At 49.2% G+C, this 18,392-nt stretch carries 15 protein-coding genes; 8 read left to right on the forward strand and 7 right to left on the reverse strand.

All coding sequences use genetic code 11. The annotated features are described in order from the left end of the window. Positions 1–116: 116 nt before the first annotated feature. Both KOO62_04125 and KOO62_04130 read right to left on the reverse strand, forming a co-directional pair. On the reverse strand, positions 117–899 hold the full coding sequence (locus KOO62_04125) for a hypothetical protein (GenBank protein MBU8933174.1): 783 nt from the start codon (positions 897–899) through the stop codon (positions 117–119). Positions 900–1,074: 175 nt separating this feature from the next. After that, positions 1,075–2,430 (reverse strand): sigma 54-interacting transcriptional regulator, encoded by a 1,356-nt coding sequence (locus tag KOO62_04130; protein ID MBU8933175.1) that lies wholly within the window; start codon positions 2,428–2,430, stop codon positions 1,075–1,077. 357 nt (positions 2,431–2,787) lie between these two features. On the opposite strand from KOO62_04130, the gene KOO62_04135 reads away from it, so the two are divergent. From KOO62_04135 to KOO62_04170, 8 genes are all read left to right on the forward strand, one after another. Then, complete coding sequence (locus KOO62_04135; protein MBU8933176.1) at positions 2,788–4,275, forward strand: hypothetical protein; 1,488 nt, start codon at positions 2,788–2,790, stop codon at positions 4,273–4,275. Between the two features lie 696 nt (positions 4,276–4,971). Beyond that, the gene (locus KOO62_04140) at positions 4,972–5,682 is read left to right on the forward strand and encodes a hypothetical protein (protein MBU8933177.1); all 711 of its coding nucleotides are present in this window, start codon (positions 4,972–4,974) and stop codon (positions 5,680–5,682) included. Between the two features lie 188 nt (positions 5,683–5,870). Beyond that, entirely contained in the window at positions 5,871–6,296 is a 426-nt protein-coding gene (locus KOO62_04145) for a hypothetical protein (GenBank protein MBU8933178.1), read from the forward strand. A gap of 102 nt (positions 6,297–6,398) precedes the next feature. Further along, the gene (locus KOO62_04150) at positions 6,399–7,712 is read left to right on the forward strand and encodes a TolC family protein (protein ID MBU8933179.1); all 1,314 of its coding nucleotides are present in this window, start codon (positions 6,399–6,401) and stop codon (positions 7,710–7,712) included. After that, positions 7,705–8,727: an efflux RND transporter periplasmic adaptor subunit gene (locus tag KOO62_04155; protein MBU8933180.1), complete on the forward strand. Its 1,023-nt coding sequence runs from the start codon at positions 7,705–7,707 to the stop codon at positions 8,725–8,727. Before KOO62_04150 ends, KOO62_04155 begins: the two co-directional genes overlap by 8 nt. A 10-nt stretch (positions 8,728–8,737) precedes the next feature. Further along, positions 8,738–11,833, forward strand: coding sequence for a CusA/CzcA family heavy metal efflux RND transporter (locus KOO62_04160; GenBank protein MBU8933181.1), 3,096 nt, complete (start codon positions 8,738–8,740; stop codon positions 11,831–11,833). A gap of 24 nt (positions 11,834–11,857) precedes the next feature. Then, entirely contained in the window at positions 11,858–12,493 is a 636-nt protein-coding gene (locus KOO62_04165) for a hypothetical protein (GenBank protein ID MBU8933182.1), read from the forward strand. A 188-nt stretch (positions 12,494–12,681) separates the two neighbouring features. Continuing rightward, entirely contained in the window at positions 12,682–14,034 is a 1,353-nt protein-coding gene (locus KOO62_04170) for a hypothetical protein (protein MBU8933183.1), read from the forward strand. Positions 14,035–14,111: 77 nt separating this feature from the next. On the opposite strand, the gene KOO62_04175 is transcribed toward KOO62_04170, so the two are convergent. From KOO62_04175 to KOO62_04195, 5 genes are all read right to left on the reverse strand, one after another. After that, positions 14,112–14,315, reverse strand: a complete 204-nt coding sequence (locus KOO62_04175; protein MBU8933184.1) for a zinc ribbon domain-containing protein — start codon at positions 14,313–14,315, stop codon at positions 14,112–14,114. A gap of 303 nt (positions 14,316–14,618) precedes the next feature. Continuing rightward, positions 14,619–15,008 (reverse strand): DUF302 domain-containing protein, encoded by a 390-nt coding sequence (locus KOO62_04180; GenBank protein MBU8933185.1) that lies wholly within the window; start codon positions 15,006–15,008, stop codon positions 14,619–14,621. Between the two features lie 68 nt (positions 15,009–15,076). Next, a complete protein-coding gene (locus KOO62_04185; protein ID MBU8933186.1) occupies positions 15,077–15,496 on the reverse strand; it encodes an OsmC family protein in 420 nt (139 codons plus the stop codon). A gap of 78 nt (positions 15,497–15,574) precedes the next feature. Further along, the gene (locus KOO62_04190; GenBank protein MBU8933187.1) at positions 15,575–17,704 is read right to left on the reverse strand and encodes a thioredoxin domain-containing protein; all 2,130 of its coding nucleotides are present in this window, start codon (positions 17,702–17,704) and stop codon (positions 15,575–15,577) included. Positions 17,705–17,816: 112 nt separating this feature from the next. Next, a complete protein-coding gene (locus tag KOO62_04195) occupies positions 17,817–18,260 on the reverse strand; it encodes a hypothetical protein (protein ID MBU8933188.1) in 444 nt (147 codons plus the stop codon). Positions 18,261–18,392: the final 132 nt, after the last annotated feature.

Here is an 18,392-nt window from a genome sequence, read left to right on the forward strand (position 1 = left end):
CTGGTTTTCTGGTGGATACGAAGGCCTTTTGTCTCTCCTCCGCAGTGATCTGTCTTGTTCTCATCTAATCTCCAGTCCTAGCCGTTGTCGTTGCCACATCATAGGGCAAGTCGATTCTATTCATCGTGATCATCTTTTTTTGGTAATACTCCGCAACATGCTCGCTCGTGGCCGATGACCAGTCCCTCCAGAAGAGGAATCTTGCTGTTTGTTTCATCAGAGATTTGTTTCGCTCCCGGGTCCGGATCGATCAGTTGTATTCCATATTCCCGACAGCAACTCAGAATGGCTGGCTGTGAGGGACATACAAATACTCGAGCATTGCAACCAGAGGATGTTGCGCAGTGGAACTCAGCTATTTCCTGCTCCGGTCGATAGGTATGTGCACCACAGCAGATTGCTACCCGCACAGGACGATTACACACTGGACAATCAATCATGGCCACCAGATCAATGAGGAAAGCATCCTGGCCGGGTCCTTCAGAAACCGTATAGCCATGCTCTTCAAACAGTGTGCGAGCGTGATCAACCAATTCTTCGTGAGGCAGTGGACACAGTTCGGCCGGCTGGATATATTCTTCCGTCACTGAAGCCAGTTTGCCTGCGATGAATTGCCGGAGAGCATCGTCGACGCTCATACTGACTTTAGGGAAAACTGTTACGCCCGAGGCGGTTAGCATGTCAAGGTAGGAAGCTTTGATACCGTTGCAAATCAAGACCTTGACGCGGTGAAGCTGGAGCATCCGCAGACACTGGTAGACATCGGGACCAGCACAGGGCATGGACACCGACGAAATCACATCAGGCCCGTCAATCGTAGCAATTACAAGCATTTGGGCAGCCTCGAACCGGGGAGCCACCGCATCGCCAAACTGAGGTATTGCAACCCTTGTTGTCATGTACATGCAACATCGCATATACCATGCCAATCGTCATGAATACGTGTAATACGCTATATTATAGTATGATACAATAATGACAATTGTAATAACGCTGCATTCGTTGCAACAAAATATGTTGCATGCTGCGGTAGAAAGTGTTGCATGCAACGGTCGAAAATAGAGTGTGGAACGATCAGTCGGGTTGGTCAGAAGTGATCTGGTAGCGTTTTAGCTTGCGCCAAAGGGTAGTTCTGTGAATGCCAAGTGTAGCGGCGGCGGCTGTCATATTGCCGCCATGATGTCGCAGGGCGGAGATGATACGGTTCCGTTCGTCAATGGACTCAGCAATCGGATTACTGACTGATATCGATGGCTGGCTGGGTGATTCGGTACCGGTGAGTAGTTCTGTTGGCAGGTGCTCTTTCTGAATTATTGATCCGTGGCAGACTACGAAACCGTATTCGACTATGTTTTCGAGTTCCCTGATATTGCCGGCGTAGTCATGTTGCATCAAAACGCTCATCACCTCCGGATTGACACTCAAAATCCGCTTACCTTTGCGCGCATTGAATCTCTCGATAAAATAATCTACGAGGTAAGGGATATCCTCGCGTCGTTGGTTGAGTGATGGCAATCCGAACTTGACCACCGCCAGTCGAAAATACAGGTCATCCCGGAATTTTCCCTGAGCTGCCAGTCCCTTCAGGTCCCGGTTGGTGGCGGCGATAATCCTGATATCGGCTTTTATGGGTGTCGTTCCACCGATCGGTTCATATTCACGTTGCTGGAGCAGGCGTAGAAGTTTGACCTGGGTTGCAAATGGAAGTTCGCCGATCTCGTCGAAAAACACGGTGCCACCATCACCACTGGCCAGTTTGCCCGGCTTATCTTCCCTGGCATCAGTGAAAGCACCCTTGACGTAGCCAAACAGTTCCGATTCAAACAGCTGGTGCGGTAGAGTACCACAATTGATAATGACCAGCTTTTTGTCAGCGCGTGGGCTGAGATTATGGATAGCGTGTGCAAATAGCTCTTTGCCGGAACCGGATGGTCCCTGAATAAGAACCGTACTTTCGCTCTGAGCAATATCCGGCATGATGGCAAACAACTTGTGCATTTCAGGGCTCTTGGAGATGATGTCCTCAATCGAGTACGTCCGGCTGAGTTCTTTGCGCAGATGTTCGATGGCTGAGAGATCCCTGAAAGTCTCCACCGCACCTAAAACCTCGCCATCGTCATCCTTGAGCACAGCTGTTGATATACTGACCGGTATCTTCTCTCCGCGACTGTCGATAATGCTCACCGGGCGATCGATAGCCTCGACACCGGTTTTGAGCGTCTGTTCGAGCAGACAATTCTCACAGATGTCTGAGTGGAAAACATCCGAACAATGCCGTCCGATAGCTTTTGAGGCCGGTATGCCGGTGATGCGCTCGGCGGCAGGATTGAAACTGGTGATCGTGCGGCTGCTATCAACCGTGAACACACCGTCCGCAATAGAACTAAGAATGACTTTGAAAAACCTGAGGTCTTGAGGTGTGTTTTTCACTTCCTATACTCCAAATGACGCATGCTCACCTTCACTCGTTTATGGTATTGAATAATTCGATACTCCACAAGAAGAACTACCCCCCCGAACGACGCGTTCCAATAGCGTGATGCCCGGACTCTCTAAGAAATTACCGACGAACAACAAGCACATTATTGGAGGCATGATTCTTGCGACCAGCGGCTTCCGTCCTGCTGGTCTCTGACTCACGATTAGATGTGATCTCTATTTAGCGTGATAGCGCATTGGCGTTCTCGAGAACGGCTCTGGAGGTCTTAGTTATTGCAATATCCAGCCCTTTCGACTATATTAAATTGGATATTGATCAGTTTAATACTATCAATTGCGGAGGGAATCATGGCTACGCATGCTGTCTTGCAAAAGGTACTCATCACTCTCTTGACTGTCCTTGTCGCGATACTTACGACACCGGTAGTCAATGCAGAGGTACCGAGGACCATCAATTATCAGGGTCTACTTACTGACCAGGACACTGGTGAACCGATTACCGGAACAGTCGGAATTATGTTTCGGTTCTACAGACTGGAAACCGATAATGTTGGCGACTCCCTGTGGGGTGAATTGCATTTAAATGTCAGTGTCACAGAAGGTTTATTCCATGTTATCTTGGGTTCGACGTATCAGATACCAAACTCTGTTTTCAGCGAACCTGAATGTTTTTTGGGAATACAAGTTGGCTCTGATCCTGAAATTCTACCTCGAATCGAAATGACATCTGTAGTATACGCGTTTATGTCTACTCGTTCAGATACTGCAACATATGCATTGGCAGCTCCCGCCACATCAGACGGTGACTGGACAGTATCTGGAGGAAATGTCTTTCGCGAGAGTGGGAATGTCGGCATAGGGACATCAGATCCTTCAGATGATCTCCACATCGAAGGTGATCAGGTCAGAATCAGATTCAATGGAGATTCAGAGAACAATCTCTTGATAGTTGCCCCATACAGCCTTTCTCATGGTGGTCGCATCCAGTGCGCAAATGATGGTGGTGGGTCTCTTAAGGGATTGGAATTGCGCGCTGATCCAGTTGTGCTAATGGGCGGTCCAGTCGGCATCGGCACATCTGAGCCTGGCGGTTGGGCTAGACTACACGTTCAAGAGCTGTCATCGTCCAATTGTGCCTTCTTTGAGGGAGTGATGCGAGGAGTTATGGCGCGAGCCTACGGTCCGGCATCGGGTTCCTTTGGCGTTCAAGCAAGCTCCACTAATCCGGGCAACATAGATAATTATGGCGTTTCTGGAAGAGCTGATAGCTCGACCAACAATTATGGTGTCTATGGTAGTTGTAGCAACTCTTCAGCTGACTATGGAGTATATAGCTACGGGAATTTCCATGCAACTGGCTCGAGTACCAAGGGTGGCGGTGGATTTAAGATCGATCATCCGCAGAATCCTGAGAATAATTTCCTGAGTCACAGCGATGTCAGTTCGCCAGATATGAAAAACGTGTACGATGGCATGGTGACGATTGACGACAACGGCGAAGCAGTTGTTGAACTGCCACCGTATTTTGAATCGCTGAATGAGAGTTTCCGCTACCAATTGACCTGTATTGGTGACTATTCGCCGGTCTACATTGCAGAGAAGATCAGCGGCAACCGTTTCACGATAGCCGGTGGAAAACCATCCATGGAAGTTTCCTGGCAGGTGACCGGTATACGCAAGGACGCTTTTGCTAAGACCGTTTCAGTCGGAGTCGCTGAGATGAAAGAATCAGACAAGCAAGGATTGTACATGCATCCTGAGGCCTTCGGCTTCGGGATGGAGAAGTCACTGAATAAAAAGAATCATGAGCTGATGGAGGACTTCGAGAATCATTAAGATCGAGATTGAGTCGTTCATTCGGATTAGCTAATACAGGTGGGCAGGAGCAACAAGTTCCTGATCCTTGTGCCGTAAATACAGATCACATCCACGATATGTGGGTTGAACGATGGGTAGTTATGAGCCGCCTTCTTTCTTGTCTTTCTTCAGCAGTTCTTGGAAGCTCGGATCGTCGTGGAGCTGATCCCAATCTGGGCTATGTCTAATAGCGGTAGCTGAAACATTACCTCTAATACAATTCTATAAAAAAATCAGTTGTTACAATAATATCGCTGACAATTATGATATTTGTCGGTTGCTTCTCTCACGGAACCGGTGAAGAGCAAGTGTTCCACGTCAGCCTAATCAGAACAAGTTGGACTTGAAGTTTAGCCGTGATTTTGTAGATTTGGCATGTCATGATGGAGTTTGCATGAATCGCTAAAAAACGTAACTTCTATTTGGCGTGATACCACATTGGCGTTCTCGAGAACGTTCAGTTACGCCACCACGTTGACTCTTGCACTATCTCAATGTATACTTCACCAGAGCAGATGACAGGTCTTTCGTATCACCAACGGAGAGCTGGTACGTGGGAGCGAAAGAAGAGATACTGATCCAACGTCTGGAGATACCTGAAAGCAGTGGTAAACGCATAGAAATGATGTTTAGGTCATCCGGTATGCAGTAGATAATGAGGAAGGTATAGCTCGAATGTTTGCGATGTTACTCAAAGGAATGCTGATTATTTTCATGTTGGCCGGAGTAGTCGGTATACTCTATGGGGCTTGGGAAATCTGGCGCACGGTGAGTTTTGTGTCAAATTCGACAGACAAGGTCGAGGGAACCTTTGTAGGGTATCATCGGGAAATTCACAGAACCACTTCAATCAGGTCATATTCGCCCTCCAACCCAAATATGCCAAGTACCGTTGTATCAAATACAGTGGCAACCTATCCGGAGTTTGCCTACCGTACCGATCATGGTGATGAGCAGGTTATACGCGAATCCAAGGTGCATGTGTTTTCGGTCTACGAACCCGGTGAAGAAGTGGAGGTTCTCCTTTCATCTTCGGATCCACCGCGCATGGCTAGCTTCTACTCGCTCTATTTTCGAGACCTGGTGATTCTTGGGCTTGGTCTTATCGCTTTGTTATTGGCTCTCGTATTCTGGAATTTCGCTCTCCCGCTTTTCACAACGCCGCATCCGGTGGAGGTATACTCGGAAGGAACATCGCCCGGCACCGACACCCTCCAATCCCAGGATACAACATCAAGTGCAGAAGATGTCTTCAACGGGATCATGAATGAAGCGCTGGATTTCAAAGTTGGACCCATTACTATGCGCCAAATTCTTTATGGATTTCTTGCGTTGATGATATTAGTGATCATCCTGTCGATTTGTTTCGGCTCCAGCCGGACGTAGGAGATAGGTGGGCAAGTCTATGTCTGAGATGAAAATACGAGATTATTTTCTTAGTGAAACCAACAGTTCTCTGAGCAATTTGCCGATTCCCAAGGTATACAATCAGTTGATTGTAAAATTTGAACAGATTTAGTTCATTTAAATTCTGGTCATTGACAAAATACAATAGTTCATTATATTGCTACACTATGGGATTACTTCGAAAATCAATTACCTGGCCACTCTGCCTTCTGCTGGGTCTTAGCCTCTATTTGAGCAGTTTCTCACAGGTGCTGTGTATCGGCGATCAGGGCAATATCAAGATAGAATCAGCCCTTGCTCAGTCCTGTTGTGAGACCGAGTGTCCATCAACTGTTGTTGCTATCAAGACCGAGAGCAATCACCACCACGATTGTGCTGGTTGTTCGGACATTCCTCTCGACGGTTCTCAGTGGTGGCAACGTTCTAAAATTACTGACAGACCGGTTACAAGATCCTTTTCCCCGCCCCAAGCCAGTTTCCTTAGTGAATGGGCGGTTATTACCAACGGTTGCTCTGGTCGTGCCTGGGCACCAGTTGCCAAAGAGAGACGAACTGTTCCGATTGAGATGATTCCAACAGTTCTTCTCTCTTGATCTTCTTTTTTTAACACTACGCCAATTCTAACATGTCTGATTGGGAGACCCCTCCTGTGGGTTTGCCCTATCTGGAACGATGAATTTTATGGAGAAAAATGCATGAAAGGACGATTGTATACACTGGTGTTATTGACGCTACTATTATTATCTGCGCTGACAGCACCCGCAAGTGGATCTGACCGTTGGGAAGCCCCGTTTGCTATCATCGAGGCAACGGTCGGAGTCGATGATTCGGTTTTGACCCTTCCAGAATTGTTGCATCTGGTTGCTACGCGAAATCCGTTGTTGCCATCTCTTGACCTGAGACGAGAGGCGGCGCAGGGCGAGATTACCCAGGCCGGAGTCCGACCCAATCCGGAGCTTGAGGCTGAGCTTGGCGGAGTGACCTGGGATACTCCCGGTTTCGACGAATCTGAAATCGGAGTTTCCTTGTCTCAGGAGTTTGAGCTTTTCGGACAACGAGGAGCCCGAAGGAAAGTAGCTGAAGCTGAATGGCAAACATCTGAATTCGATGCCAGGGTGGCCGCGTTTGATCTCTATCTGGAGACGCGAGTTCGCTATTTCGCGCTGGCTCATGCCCAGGTACAGTATGATCTCTCGGACATTTCGATTGGGTTAGCTGAAGACATTGTAGCCACAATCCAGCAGCGAATTGAGCAAGGGGCAGCACTTCAGTCGGAATTGCTACTGGCCCAACTGGAACTTCAGCGTGCCAGACTGGCCAGCGGGGAGGTGGAACTGGACTTTGAGACCGCCCAAATTTCACTCGCGTCATTGTGGGCAGGAGATCCCGGAATCAGAGTGGTCGTGCCTGCCGAGCCGGATTTCAAATCTGTTTTGGACCGAATCACTGAATCTATAGCTGACTCGACCCGAGAGTTAATAACTTTGGACCGTCACCGGGAAGAATTGAAAGCCCAGCGATACCTGGCAGATGCCGAGGCAAAACCCAATCTCACTTTGAGCAGCGGTTACACACGGCTGGTCGCTGACAAGTCCAACTCTCTGATGTTTGGTATCTCCCTGCCGTTACCGTTTAGGGATCAGAATCATGGCGTTCTGCAGAGCCTGGATGCCGAAATCCAACGGATCGATTTTGAACGTCGGCAGGCACAGATAGAGAGTATGGCGGCGGTTGCATCCGGACTGGCACGTTTGAGACAGCTGAATAACCGCCATACCGCCCTTAACGCCGAGTTACTTCCGACTGCGGAGGAAACGTATCAGACGATGCAGGTTCTGTATCAGTCGGGCCGACTGCCATACACCAATCTATTGGAGGCAAATCGGGCACTGGTGGAGCTAAGATTCGAACGTAATGACATAGTGCTCGCTTTTCGCGAGCAGATAATAGCAATGGAACGGCTTGGAGGAAAAATCCTTCAGGCTCACGAGGAAACAAACAATGACTAATCGCATTTTGATACTACTATTGATAGTGCTGTACCTGGCATCGGCATCGCTGTTTGCTCAAGACGGACACGAAGGATGTGATCACAGTAGTAACACAGTTAATGAGTCGACGCCAGTTGTTGTGGAAGCAGGCGACCACGACCATGATTCCGATGCTCCGTGCGATGGAGATGACCATGATGAAATCGTAGTGAACCTGTCACTCGAGGCTCAGAAAATGGCAGGGCTAACTTTTGCGCGGGTGGCACCGGGGTATATTGTTAAAACGAGTGAATTGCCCGGTGAAGTCGGTTTCAACGAAGATCGATTGGTTCACATTGCACCGCGGTTTGCCGGAATAGCACTTGAGGCACGGTGTCGGGTGGGCAGCTATGTCAACGCCGGCGACATTGTCGCGGTGGTTGAGAGTAATGAGAGCATGAACTCGTATTCGATAGAAGCGCCGATCTCGGGTTGGATCATTGAGAGACACATAACTCCCGGCGAGTATGTTTCCGGCGAAAGCAGTATCTTCGCGCTGGCCGATCTTTCCACCGTCTGGGTCAATCTGGCTGTTTATCCCAAAGACGCCGGTATGGTCAAATCCGGTCAGGAAGTGCTTATTACGGCGATTGGGTCCAAGCAACAAGTGACAGGCACCATTGATTTTGTAACTCCCGTGCTGGACATACTCACCCGGAGCAGCACAGCACGAGTCGTTCTGCCTAATCCGGACAATGTCTGGCAACCGGGAACGTTTGTTCACGCACAGGTCGTTACTGAAGCCGGGGAACGAGGGCTGGTAGTTGAAAAAGAGGCAGTGCAGTTGATTGGTGAGGAGAGCGTCATCTTTGTAGTTGAAAGCCCTGACGAATTTGTCGCTGTGGAAGTAGTCGTGGGTGATTCAGATGAACATCATGTTCGCATCATAGAGGGGATAACCGAAGGGACCGAGTATGTGGCCGCAGGTGCCTTCGAGTTGAAAGCCCAGATCGTTACCAGTTCCTTGAGTGGTCATGCCGGTCACGGACATTGAGGAGAGCGAGATGAAATCCTTTTTTGAGTACGCTCTTAAGAACCGCCTTCTGGTAGTCATTGGCTTGATAGTGATCATAATGATGGGTGTTTACCAGTATCGACACTTACCGACTGATGCCTTCCCGGATATTTCACCGGTAATGGTCCCTGTCTTCGCTGAAGCACACGGTATGGCCCCCGAAGAAATCGAACGAATGATTACCTTTCCAATCGAATCAGCCATGAACGGTCTGCCCGGAGTGACGCTGATTAAGTCGACTTCTGCTTTCGGTATGGCCGTTATATATGTCTATTTCGGTGATGACGTAGACATTTACTTCGCTCGCCAGATAGTAGCCGAGCGCTTGGCTGCCGCTACCGCAGAACTCCCTGAGATGCACGATCCACCTGCGTTGGGGCCGATCTCAACTGGTCTGGGTGAAGTGTTCATGTATTATCTTGAGGCCGACAGTACGGTTGACACCGAGGGCAAGCATCTGACCACTTACCTGCGAGAACTAAACGACTGGGTGGTCAAGTATCAACTGCAATCTGTGTCCGGCGTGACTGAAATTCTCTCGATGGGTGGCCATGTCCTGCAATACCAGATTGAACTCGATCCATACGCACTCAACAAGTACGATCTGTCGCTTGAGGATGTGGTAGAAACCGTCAATTCGAACAACCGAAATGCTGGCGGACAGTTTTTGGTGCTGGGTTCAGAGGAATACCTGGTTCGCGGCATCGGGCTTGTGGAAGAACTTGAGGACCTTCGCAATCTGCAGATGAAAGTTGTGCGAGGTCGCCCGGTACGGTTAGGTGATGTCGCCGAGGTTGAATTCGGTCAGGAACTTCGACGTGGAGTAGTCACACGCAACGGCGTAGAAGAAGTGGTGGCCGGTATCATTTTGAAACTGTATGGCGAAAATACGTCAGAAATAATCGAACGTCTGGAATTATCTTTTGCCAAGGTTCAAACCTCGCTTCCCGACGGTGTGACGCTCGTGCCCTATTACAATCAGAGTACGCTGGTTGGTAGCGCCGTCAATACGGTGCTGACTTCTCTTTGGAAAGGTGCTCTATTGGTAGTTCTCGTGTTGTTCCTTTTCATGGGGAATGTACGCAGTGCCTCAATTGTGGCGTTGTCACTGCCGATCTGTGCTCTAGTCGCTGCTATCTGCATGGGATGGGCGGGACTGTCAGCCAACTTAATGTCGCTGGGGGGAATTGCTATCGCTATCGGGATGCTTGGTGACGCCTCAATTGTCATTGTCGAGAATGCATCGAGGCACCTCAGTATGGAGCGTAACAAAGGCCGGAGAAAGGTCGAGGTGATAGTCGCAGCCTGCCAGGAGGTGGCGCGACCGATCATCTTCTCGGTGCTGATTATCATCATCGTTTTTGTACCACTCTTCACGCTCGAAGGTGTAGAGGGAAAAATGTTTTCTCCGATGGCGTTTACTGTCACCTTTGCACTACTCGGCTCGCTATTGGCAGCTCTGATTTTTTCGCCAGCGTTGTCGTCGTATCTTCTTAAACATCGTGCGACGCAGGACCCTCTACTGGTACGGATTCTCAAGCGGTTCTATGTACCGTATCTAAAATGGAATCTTCGCCACAAGCTGGTGGTGCTGATCGGTTCGCTGGTAGCTTTTGGTGGGGCGCTTGCTTACGTTCCGCATCTCGGCACAGAGTTCATACCGACGTTGGAAGAGGGAGTAATCCAAATCAATGTTGTTATGGCGCCTTCTATTTCGCTCGATAAAGCAACCGAAACGATCATGAAGTTGGAGCGGGAGATCGTTTCCTTTGAAGAAGTGGAGCAGACAATCGCGAAGATCGGCCGACCCGAAGCCGGGAGTCATCCCCACCCCGTCAATTTTGCGAATATTCAACTGACGTTGAAGCCGCCGGCAAGTTGGGTCAATTACGACAACAAGGCACAACTGGTGGAGGCGCTCAACGAACGGTTATCATTGTACCCCGGCATACAGCTCAGTTTCACGCAACCGATCCAGAATCTATTTGATGAACTCCTCTCGGGGGTGCGCACCGAGCTTGCCCTCAAACTGTATGGCGAGGATCTCGGGCTGCTCCGCTCTCTGGCCGAGGAAATCAAAGATGTTATCAAAGATGTCCCCGGTCTGGTTGATCTGTCGGTAGAACAGAGTTTCGGTCAACCCCAGGTTCAAATAGTGGTTGATCGCGAAGCCTGTGCCCGATACGGAGCCAGTGTAACCGACATCCTTGAAGTGGTCGAATTGGCGATCGGCGGTGAGGTGATTGATCAGGTTTTTCTTCATACGCGACGGTTCGGAATCCATGTCCGATTTGACGAACAATATCGCAAAGACCCCGAGGCTATTCGATCGCTGTTAGTACACACATCGGAAGGTATGCTGGTTCCGTTGTCCCAACTGGCCGAAGTCAGGACCGAAATCGGACCGATACAGATCAATCGGGAGAAGAACCAGCGCCGCTGGGTCATCTCGGCCAATGTACGGGGCCGCGACATGGGGGGGGTGGTCAAAGATATCAAAGCGGCCGTAGATGAACATATCGGCCTGCCTCCGGGATACCATTTGGAATACGGGGGTCAATTTGAAAACCAGGAACGGGCGATGAGTCGGCTTGTCGTTATTGTTCCGATCACTTTTGGGTTGATCCTACTGTTGCTTTATGTGTCACTCGGTTCCTGGCGGTTTGCGACGCTCATTTTTGTGAACGTACCTCTGGCTCTAATAGGTGGCGTACTTGGATTGTTTGTCAGCGGGGAGTATTTGTCAGTACCTGCCTCGATTGGGTTTATTGCGTTGTTTGGGATCGCCGTTCAGAACGGACTGGTGCTGGTGACGTATATCAATCAACTGTTGCATGAAGGTACTCAGATGAGCGTGGCGATTGTCGAAGCCTGCTCACAGCGACTGCGACCCGTGCTCATGACAGCATTGACGACTATTCTTGGGTTGGTGCCGCTGCTTCTTTCGCAGGGCATGGGTTCGGAGGTACAACGTCCTTTGGCGGTGGTCGTGGTGTTCGGACTGGTTTCGTCGACTTTCCTGACGCTGGTATTGATCCCGGTATTGTACGAATGGTTTGCTCCGAAGCAAACGCAAATCAAGTAACCATAACACCTGAAAGGTTTGGACATGAACAAGATTCTCGTGAATTTACTACTCATATTACTATTTGCAGGAACAACCCTCGCCCAGGAATGCGGTCCTTCTTGCCCCGTCTGTTCCGGGGCAGGTAACAATGATGGTGCTTTACTTGCCCGGGGATCAATGATGATCTCCGGATTGAGCATTCCCACCGCTGATGAAGAGACTACAGTGCTAAAAACCAGATATGGAGTATTGAACTGGCTTGATGCCGGGGTTGGATATGCCTTTCGCTCTGAAACAATTCTCTGGAATGTGAGAACCCAACTGCTAACGGAAAAGACGAATGACTGGAGACCCGGCCTTATACTGGGCACCGGCAGCGTTCAGACTGGTGGTAGTGATCAGTCGGTGTATGTTCAATTCATTAAATCTTTGGAAATCGGTGGGATCCTGGACGTACGGCTATCGGTCGGAGCAGCTACACTCGTCCCGGATTTTGACGAGGTTTTCGGTCAAGCTGGTATTACGACGAGTCTCTATGATCGATACACTATCTTCGCCAATTATGATGGCGAATCGTTCCATGAGGGAATATCCTGGACACCTTTGGATTGGCTTTCGCTGTCATTCCTGATGGTTGAGACTGAGTACCCGGCGTTTTCTATCGCACTCAAGAGGTAGTTATTGAGAGTATTAAAATTATCTCACGAGATGGTAATTTACAGTCATCCGAGCCTGAGTTACAAGAGTTCAGTTGATTTCGAACGATGAAACTGAGATAACAAAATTACAATAAGGCAATTGCCAAAGAGCAAACCGTGTCTTAAATTTCAATGGACTTTATCCAGATCGATTGAAGACATACGGTGATGAGTATTACAAACGCACGCAAAGCAAAGCAGTATGGAAGTCCACTACCTATAGCCCTGATCAGTTTGATCATTTTCTCGTCCCGAATTCCGTTTTTGACTCCAGGTTATGGCAATGACCCTGATGCCTGGAGGGTGATCGAAGCCGCCAGGAATATTGCGCAAGGTGGACAATACGCGGTATCACGTTTCCCCGGGAACCCCGTTCATGAATTCGCTTGTGCTCTGTTATGGGATGCGGAACCATTTGTTCTCAATGGTTTAACTGCTTTGCTAAGTGTCATAGGGATAATCCTTTTCATGAAAATTGCCCAGTATCACCGTTGCAAGGATTATCTCTTGGCAGGTATAGCCTTGGCTTTCATCCCTGTATTCTACATAAATAGTGTCAACCTGATGGATTACCTTTGGGGATTAGTCTTCGTCCTGAGTAGCTACTATCTTGTTCTCAGAGGATATTCTGGTTTCGCAGGTATTTTTCTGGGACTTGCTGTCGGATGTCGCATAACTATGGGGATAATGGTTATTCCTCTTATGGTGCTCCAATATTATCACGGTATACCAAGTAGGAGATTCTACAGAATAATCCTATTTACAATTTTGACCAGCATCACCAGTATTCTTTGTTTTTTACCTTCAATCGATTCTTATGGCCTGGGCTTTTTCAGATTCTATGACACCAGTTACCCGGAACTCTCCCAAATAATAAGTGTGGCCACCGTTGGTATCTTTGGACGTCTGGGAGTAATTGCCATACTTCTGGCATTCATCTCAATGCTATTTGGTATCAAGAGAACCAGGGTTCATTTTACGAATGCAACTGCTTCAGATAGACTCAACGCTGTAGTGTGGCTTATTGTCATCATATTGTATTTGGCGGCGTTCTTGAGATTGCCTCATGAATCCGCTTATCTCATACCATTATTGCCATTCCTGATGCTTGTGTTCGCAAAACTGCTGAGAAGAAGTATATTCGTGATTATCTGTATCTTGTTCATTTCATCATCTTTTGTCAGTTTTGGGAGAACCGGTATATATGAAGGAGATATCTTCTCTGATCACGATACCCGGATCGAAAACGAAGAATTCGTCAACAAGATTCTCCAGAAAGTAGAATCCATTAATCATAAGTCAGTGATAGTTGTGGGCTGGTGGCGGCCCAAGCTTGCCATCAGACCGCTAGCCTTGTCGAATCAAATTGTTGAGTATATTTACGATCTGGAAGAATCAGAAGTTGAAGTGTATCTCAAGAGTGATTATGATATTCTTTATCTGCCCTCAATACGTGACTACAACCTGAGGAAATGTCAATTTGATTTGAATCGATTCGAACCCCTTGGTTTGGATTTGTAGTCTCGGGCGAGTCGAAGAACAATCTGTCTGATAATGGGTTGGTTTTGAGTTCTACCACCGGTAGAATGAGGTCATCCTCAGCCGGCTTTGGCGCTGCCGCATTTGCTCGGCACGCATGATGAGCCACAGCCGGAAGCAATCCCCTTCGATGAAATCAACGACACCATCTTGACCACATTTCCCGACGCGCATTTTAGGCAGGAGGGTTTTTCGCTGCTACTGAGAACAAGTTCCTCGAACTGTTCCTGACAATCTATGCACTGAAATTTAAATAGCGGCATCCGGCTACTTTCATCCTAATCTGTTATTGACATGACCGCACCGATCACAGCCCCTGCTGCCGTTGGCAGGTAGGGGTTACACATCAGCGGTCACGTTGAACCGATGTTAATGTACAGCATATACAGGCCGAATCCAAGTATTCCGCCGACAGCTGTGAAGCCGAAAGTTCGTTTTTGGAAAAGTTTTTTCATAGTCTATTTCTTTGAGTGTCGGTTCTGTGCTTTGGGTGGCCGGCTCAAACTCGTTTGGGCTGGAGTTTCGTCCGACATCATGCTTCGACTCCGCTCAGCATGACAAAGCACCTACACCGAAGCCTTCATGATTTCGACCAGAGTTTTCTCGACATCAGTGGCAAGGTCATCCAGACCGGCCTGAGGCAACATCTGGGCGATCATTGAGGGGCGAGCCAGGTCAATGATGGTTCTATCGCCATCGCTGTGGACGGCGAACCGGCACGGCATAAACAATGCCACCCCGATTTCCTTTTTGAGCGCCTCATAGGCAAACTTCGCGTTGCAGACCTCAATGATCTTAAGCGGGTTGCGTTGCAACCCTTTTTCGGCCAGAGTAGCCTGAATATCATGAACAACCAGAACCCGGAACTTGTGATCCGCAGTTTGTTTCTCGATGTTCTCGACTACCGCGTCAAACGACTTGTCCGATTCCATCCTCAAGGCAAACTGGTCATCCATCAGTAACTCCTATCCGATCAACAACTGTTCTTTTATGTTGGATAGATAAAAGGGTAAAAGGATTCAAGTTAATCAGTGATAATCTCATAGCTGGTTGTCACTTTTGCTTCGCTCTTGATCGTCTGGCTGACCACGCAATACTTGCTCTCGGATAACTCGATGGCCCGGGCGAGCGCCTTTTCATCGACGTTGTCCCCCCTGGCGATAAACTTGATCTCGACCGTATGAAACGGTTTGGGATATTCATCGTTTTGGTGGGCGGAGACTTCGACGGTTAGTTCTTTCAGGGGCTGGCGTTTCTGTTCCATAACGCGGACGACGTCGATGCCGGTACAGCCGGCGATGCCATAGAAGAGCAGCTCGGTCGGTTTGTAGCCGGATTCCTCGCCGCCGAACTTCTTGCCGCCGTCGGTTATGATTGTGTGGCCATACGCACTGGTCCCTTCAAATTTCAGACCACCTTTCCAATCCATTTTCACTGATAACATATTGTCATTCCTTTCTTTCGATACTGAACCCACCGCCGGTGGGCATCAAAACATTTGACGGAGATGATAAGGCAGGAATCAGAGTTCGTCCAGTTGCATCTTGAGGTCTTGCAGAGTTTCAGTCGGCAGACCACAGACTGAGTTGCGGCAGATGTAGGCTTTTGCCTGACCGGATGACTCACGACCTTGAAAAAGGGCCACGTTGTGGCAGTTACCGGGACCAACTGCGAGGACAACATTGGGCAAGTTACGGCGGTATATTTCTGCGATCATTTTCTCACGGACCGGACCATCTCCAACCACAACGATTTCTAGTTTGTCGTTGAGATAATAATCGACAGCCAAAAGGGCGGATGCCATAGCTTGGGGGCTTTGCTCCAGGAGTAAGGATATTGCAATTAGCCCTTTCTCTGCTGTGTCCAGGAACTCCTTCCGGCCAGATATGCGGTTAAGCTTCAAGAGGCAGGTCATCATTACCGATCCAGGGGCGGGCGTGGAGCCGTCGGTTTCGTCCCTTGGTCGCACTATGAGATCCTCTTGCCCGGCTGGGCGCAGGAACCAGCGACCATTTTCATCCATAAATAGTATGATAGCTCGTTGAGCTAACACCACTGCAAACTCCAGCCACTCACTACCGTGATCAATATCGGTTTCTACGAGATCAAGTAAGCCCTTGACATAGTAGGCGTAATCCTCAAGGAATTCCTCCCGCAGCTGTTTGCCGTTGCGGTAGGCATGAATCAGGGCGCCGTCTTCAAACAATGTGGATTTCACAAATGCTGCGTTACGGCGAGCGGCCTCCAGATATCGTTTGTCGCCGGTGATCTGATAGCCATCACACATTGCGCTCAGAGCCAGCCCGTTCCATGAGGTTAGAATCTTGTCGTCGGTAGCCGGTCGGATTCTCCCTGACCGGGCCTTCAGTAGCAGGGGAATATAGTCTGCAGCTATGAGATCAAAATCTTCAGCATCGGTCACATTTCGTACACGATCAGAATTGGAGTCGACGTTAAGGATGTTGCGCCCTTCGAAATTGCCACCTGATGTAATGTTATAAAAGTCACAGAACAGCTTGGACTTGTCACCCAGAAGAGCGTCGATCTCATTCTTGCTCCAGGTATAGAATCGCCCTTCTTCTCCCTCGCTGTCGGCATCAAGGGAGCAAAAGAAGCCGCCATTATCGTCAGTCATCTCTCTGAGAATGAAGTCGAGGGTCTGACGAACAACACTCAAATAAAGTGGTCGGCTGGTTGATCGGTATGCCTGGACATAGGTTGAAGTCAGCAGGGCATTGTCGTAGAGCATCTTTTCGAAATGTGGCACCAACCACGCGCGGTCGGTGGCATAGCGTGCGAAGCCCCCCCCGACGTGATCATAGATTCCACCTCGCGCCATGGCAGTCAGTCCCTTCTCGGCTGCCTTTAGAAAAACATCGTCGCCGGTCGCTTGATGATACCGTAAAAACAGCGACAATTCGAGGGAATGAGGAAATTTAGGGGCTTGGCCGAAACCGCCGTACTTGTCATCGAAGCTTCCTCGCAGGCGCCGGACACCTCGCTCAATCATCTCTTGCTTGAGAGTAGAGTTGGCTTGTGTCACGCTGTTGAATCTGGCTGACATCTGAACGAAGACCTTTTCGGCTGTTTGGGTCAGTGTATTCTTATCGGTACGGTAGGTCTTGAGAAGTTCGACGATAATGCGTTTGAAACCGGGCTGTCCATACGAATCCTCGGGCGGAAAATAGGTTCCGGTATAGAAAGGTTTGAGGTCCGGAGTGAGGAACACCGACATTGGCCAACCTCCACGCCCGGTCATGGCGGTGGTGAAGGCCATGTAAATCTCGTCCAGATCAGGCCGTTGTTCGCGGTCCACCTTGATACAGACATAGCCATCGTTGAGGATGGTGGCGATACTTTCATTTTCGAACGACTCACGCTCCATCACGTGACACCAGTGACAGGCGGCGTAGCCAATGGACAGGAAGATCGGTTTGTTCTCGTCCCGGGCGCGACTCAGGGCTTCCTCGCCCCAAGGGTACCAATCCACTGGGTTGTGGGCATGCGACAACAGATAGGGAGAAGCTTCGTCGATCAGATGGTTGGTATGTTTGTGTTCGGTCGAATCCAGGTTCGAATCCTCAACGTTTGGTGTTTTACTTTGAGGTGACATTGACAAAGCCATAATCAGCCCGACAGCCATGAGCACCATGTCTGATCCTGTCTTTCTGGTTTTCGCGAGACAATGGGAGAGTGCGGTCGCTGGTCCGTTGCGACCGCACTCATCCCATCCATCACAAAGGAGAGAGGCAATTGGTCCGGATTTACATCTCAGACGACTGCTTCACAGCACAGCCATCCATCGTCTTGCAGTGGTCACACCAGCCTTTGGTCTTGCCATCAACAGCGAACGTCTTCACATCCATCATGCTGGAATTGGCGAACATGGTTCCGGAGATTGTCATATTCTGGTTATTGTACTTTTCGCCTTTGACCAAATCCGACGAATACTTATTCTCAAGCAGATTGACGTACCGGCCGTCCTTGGTTTTGAGGGCGTGTTTGTGTCCATACGCAGAGCATTCCGACCGTGCTCCCTCGGCTTTCTTCAGGTCACAGCCAAGACAGACGAGAGTACCGCTTAGAGTAACTTCAGCAGTCTTTCCAATTACACCCGTTGTCTGAGTTTCCCCGCATGCCATGGCGGTCAAGCTGGTCATAGTAACCATCGCGACCAAAGCTGTTACAACAATCATTATCTTTCGCATGTGCAGTTCCTTATATAAGACATTGTGGATTCATATACTCTCTGTTCGTTTAACCGGCAAAGGGGGCGATTGTTCCCGCAAACAGACGCAGTCGAGGAGTAGCAATTAGTATTGAATCGATCCAGCTCAGCA

It is taken from the genome of Candidatus Zixiibacteriota bacterium, assembly GCA_019038695.1.
Taxonomy (GTDB): domain Bacteria; phylum Zixibacteria; class MSB-5A5; order GN15; family FEB-12; genus B120-G9.

What these genes read in the sequence shown, in the direction of transcription:
- KOO62_04125 (MBU8933174.1), bottom strand. Translation starts at nt 899, where the DNA reads ATGACAACAAGGGTTGCAATACCTCAGTTTGGCGATGCGGTGGCTCCC.
- KOO62_04135 (MBU8933176.1), top strand. Translation starts at nt 2,788, where the DNA reads ATGGCTACGCATGCTGTCTTGCAAAAGGTACTCATCACTCTCTTGACT.
- KOO62_04140 (MBU8933177.1), top strand. Translation starts at nt 4,972, where the DNA reads ATGTTTGCGATGTTACTCAAAGGAATGCTGATTATTTTCATGTTGGCC.
- KOO62_04145 (MBU8933178.1), top strand. Translation starts at nt 5,871, where the DNA reads ATGGGATTACTTCGAAAATCAATTACCTGGCCACTCTGCCTTCTGCTG.
- KOO62_04150 (MBU8933179.1), top strand. Translation starts at nt 6,399, where the DNA reads ATGAAAGGACGATTGTATACACTGGTGTTATTGACGCTACTATTATTA.
- KOO62_04155 (MBU8933180.1), top strand. Translation starts at nt 7,705, where the DNA reads ATGACTAATCGCATTTTGATACTACTATTGATAGTGCTGTACCTGGCA.
- KOO62_04160 (MBU8933181.1), top strand. Translation starts at nt 8,738, where the DNA reads ATGAAATCCTTTTTTGAGTACGCTCTTAAGAACCGCCTTCTGGTAGTC.
- KOO62_04165 (MBU8933182.1), top strand. Translation starts at nt 11,858, where the DNA reads ATGAACAAGATTCTCGTGAATTTACTACTCATATTACTATTTGCAGGA.
- KOO62_04170 (MBU8933183.1), top strand. Translation starts at nt 12,682, where the DNA reads ATGAGTATTACAAACGCACGCAAAGCAAAGCAGTATGGAAGTCCACTA.
- KOO62_04175 (MBU8933184.1), bottom strand. Translation starts at nt 14,315, where the DNA reads ATGCCGCTATTTAAATTTCAGTGCATAGATTGTCAGGAACAGTTCGAG.
- KOO62_04180 (MBU8933185.1), bottom strand. Translation starts at nt 15,008, where the DNA reads ATGGATGACCAGTTTGCCTTGAGGATGGAATCGGACAAGTCGTTTGAC.
- KOO62_04185 (MBU8933186.1), bottom strand. Translation starts at nt 15,496, where the DNA reads ATGTTATCAGTGAAAATGGATTGGAAAGGTGGTCTGAAATTTGAAGGG.
- KOO62_04190 (MBU8933187.1), bottom strand. Translation starts at nt 17,704, where the DNA reads ATGGTGCTCATGGCTGTCGGGCTGATTATGGCTTTGTCAATGTCACCT.
- KOO62_04195 (MBU8933188.1), bottom strand. Translation starts at nt 18,260, where the DNA reads ATGCGAAAGATAATGATTGTTGTAACAGCTTTGGTCGCGATGGTTACT.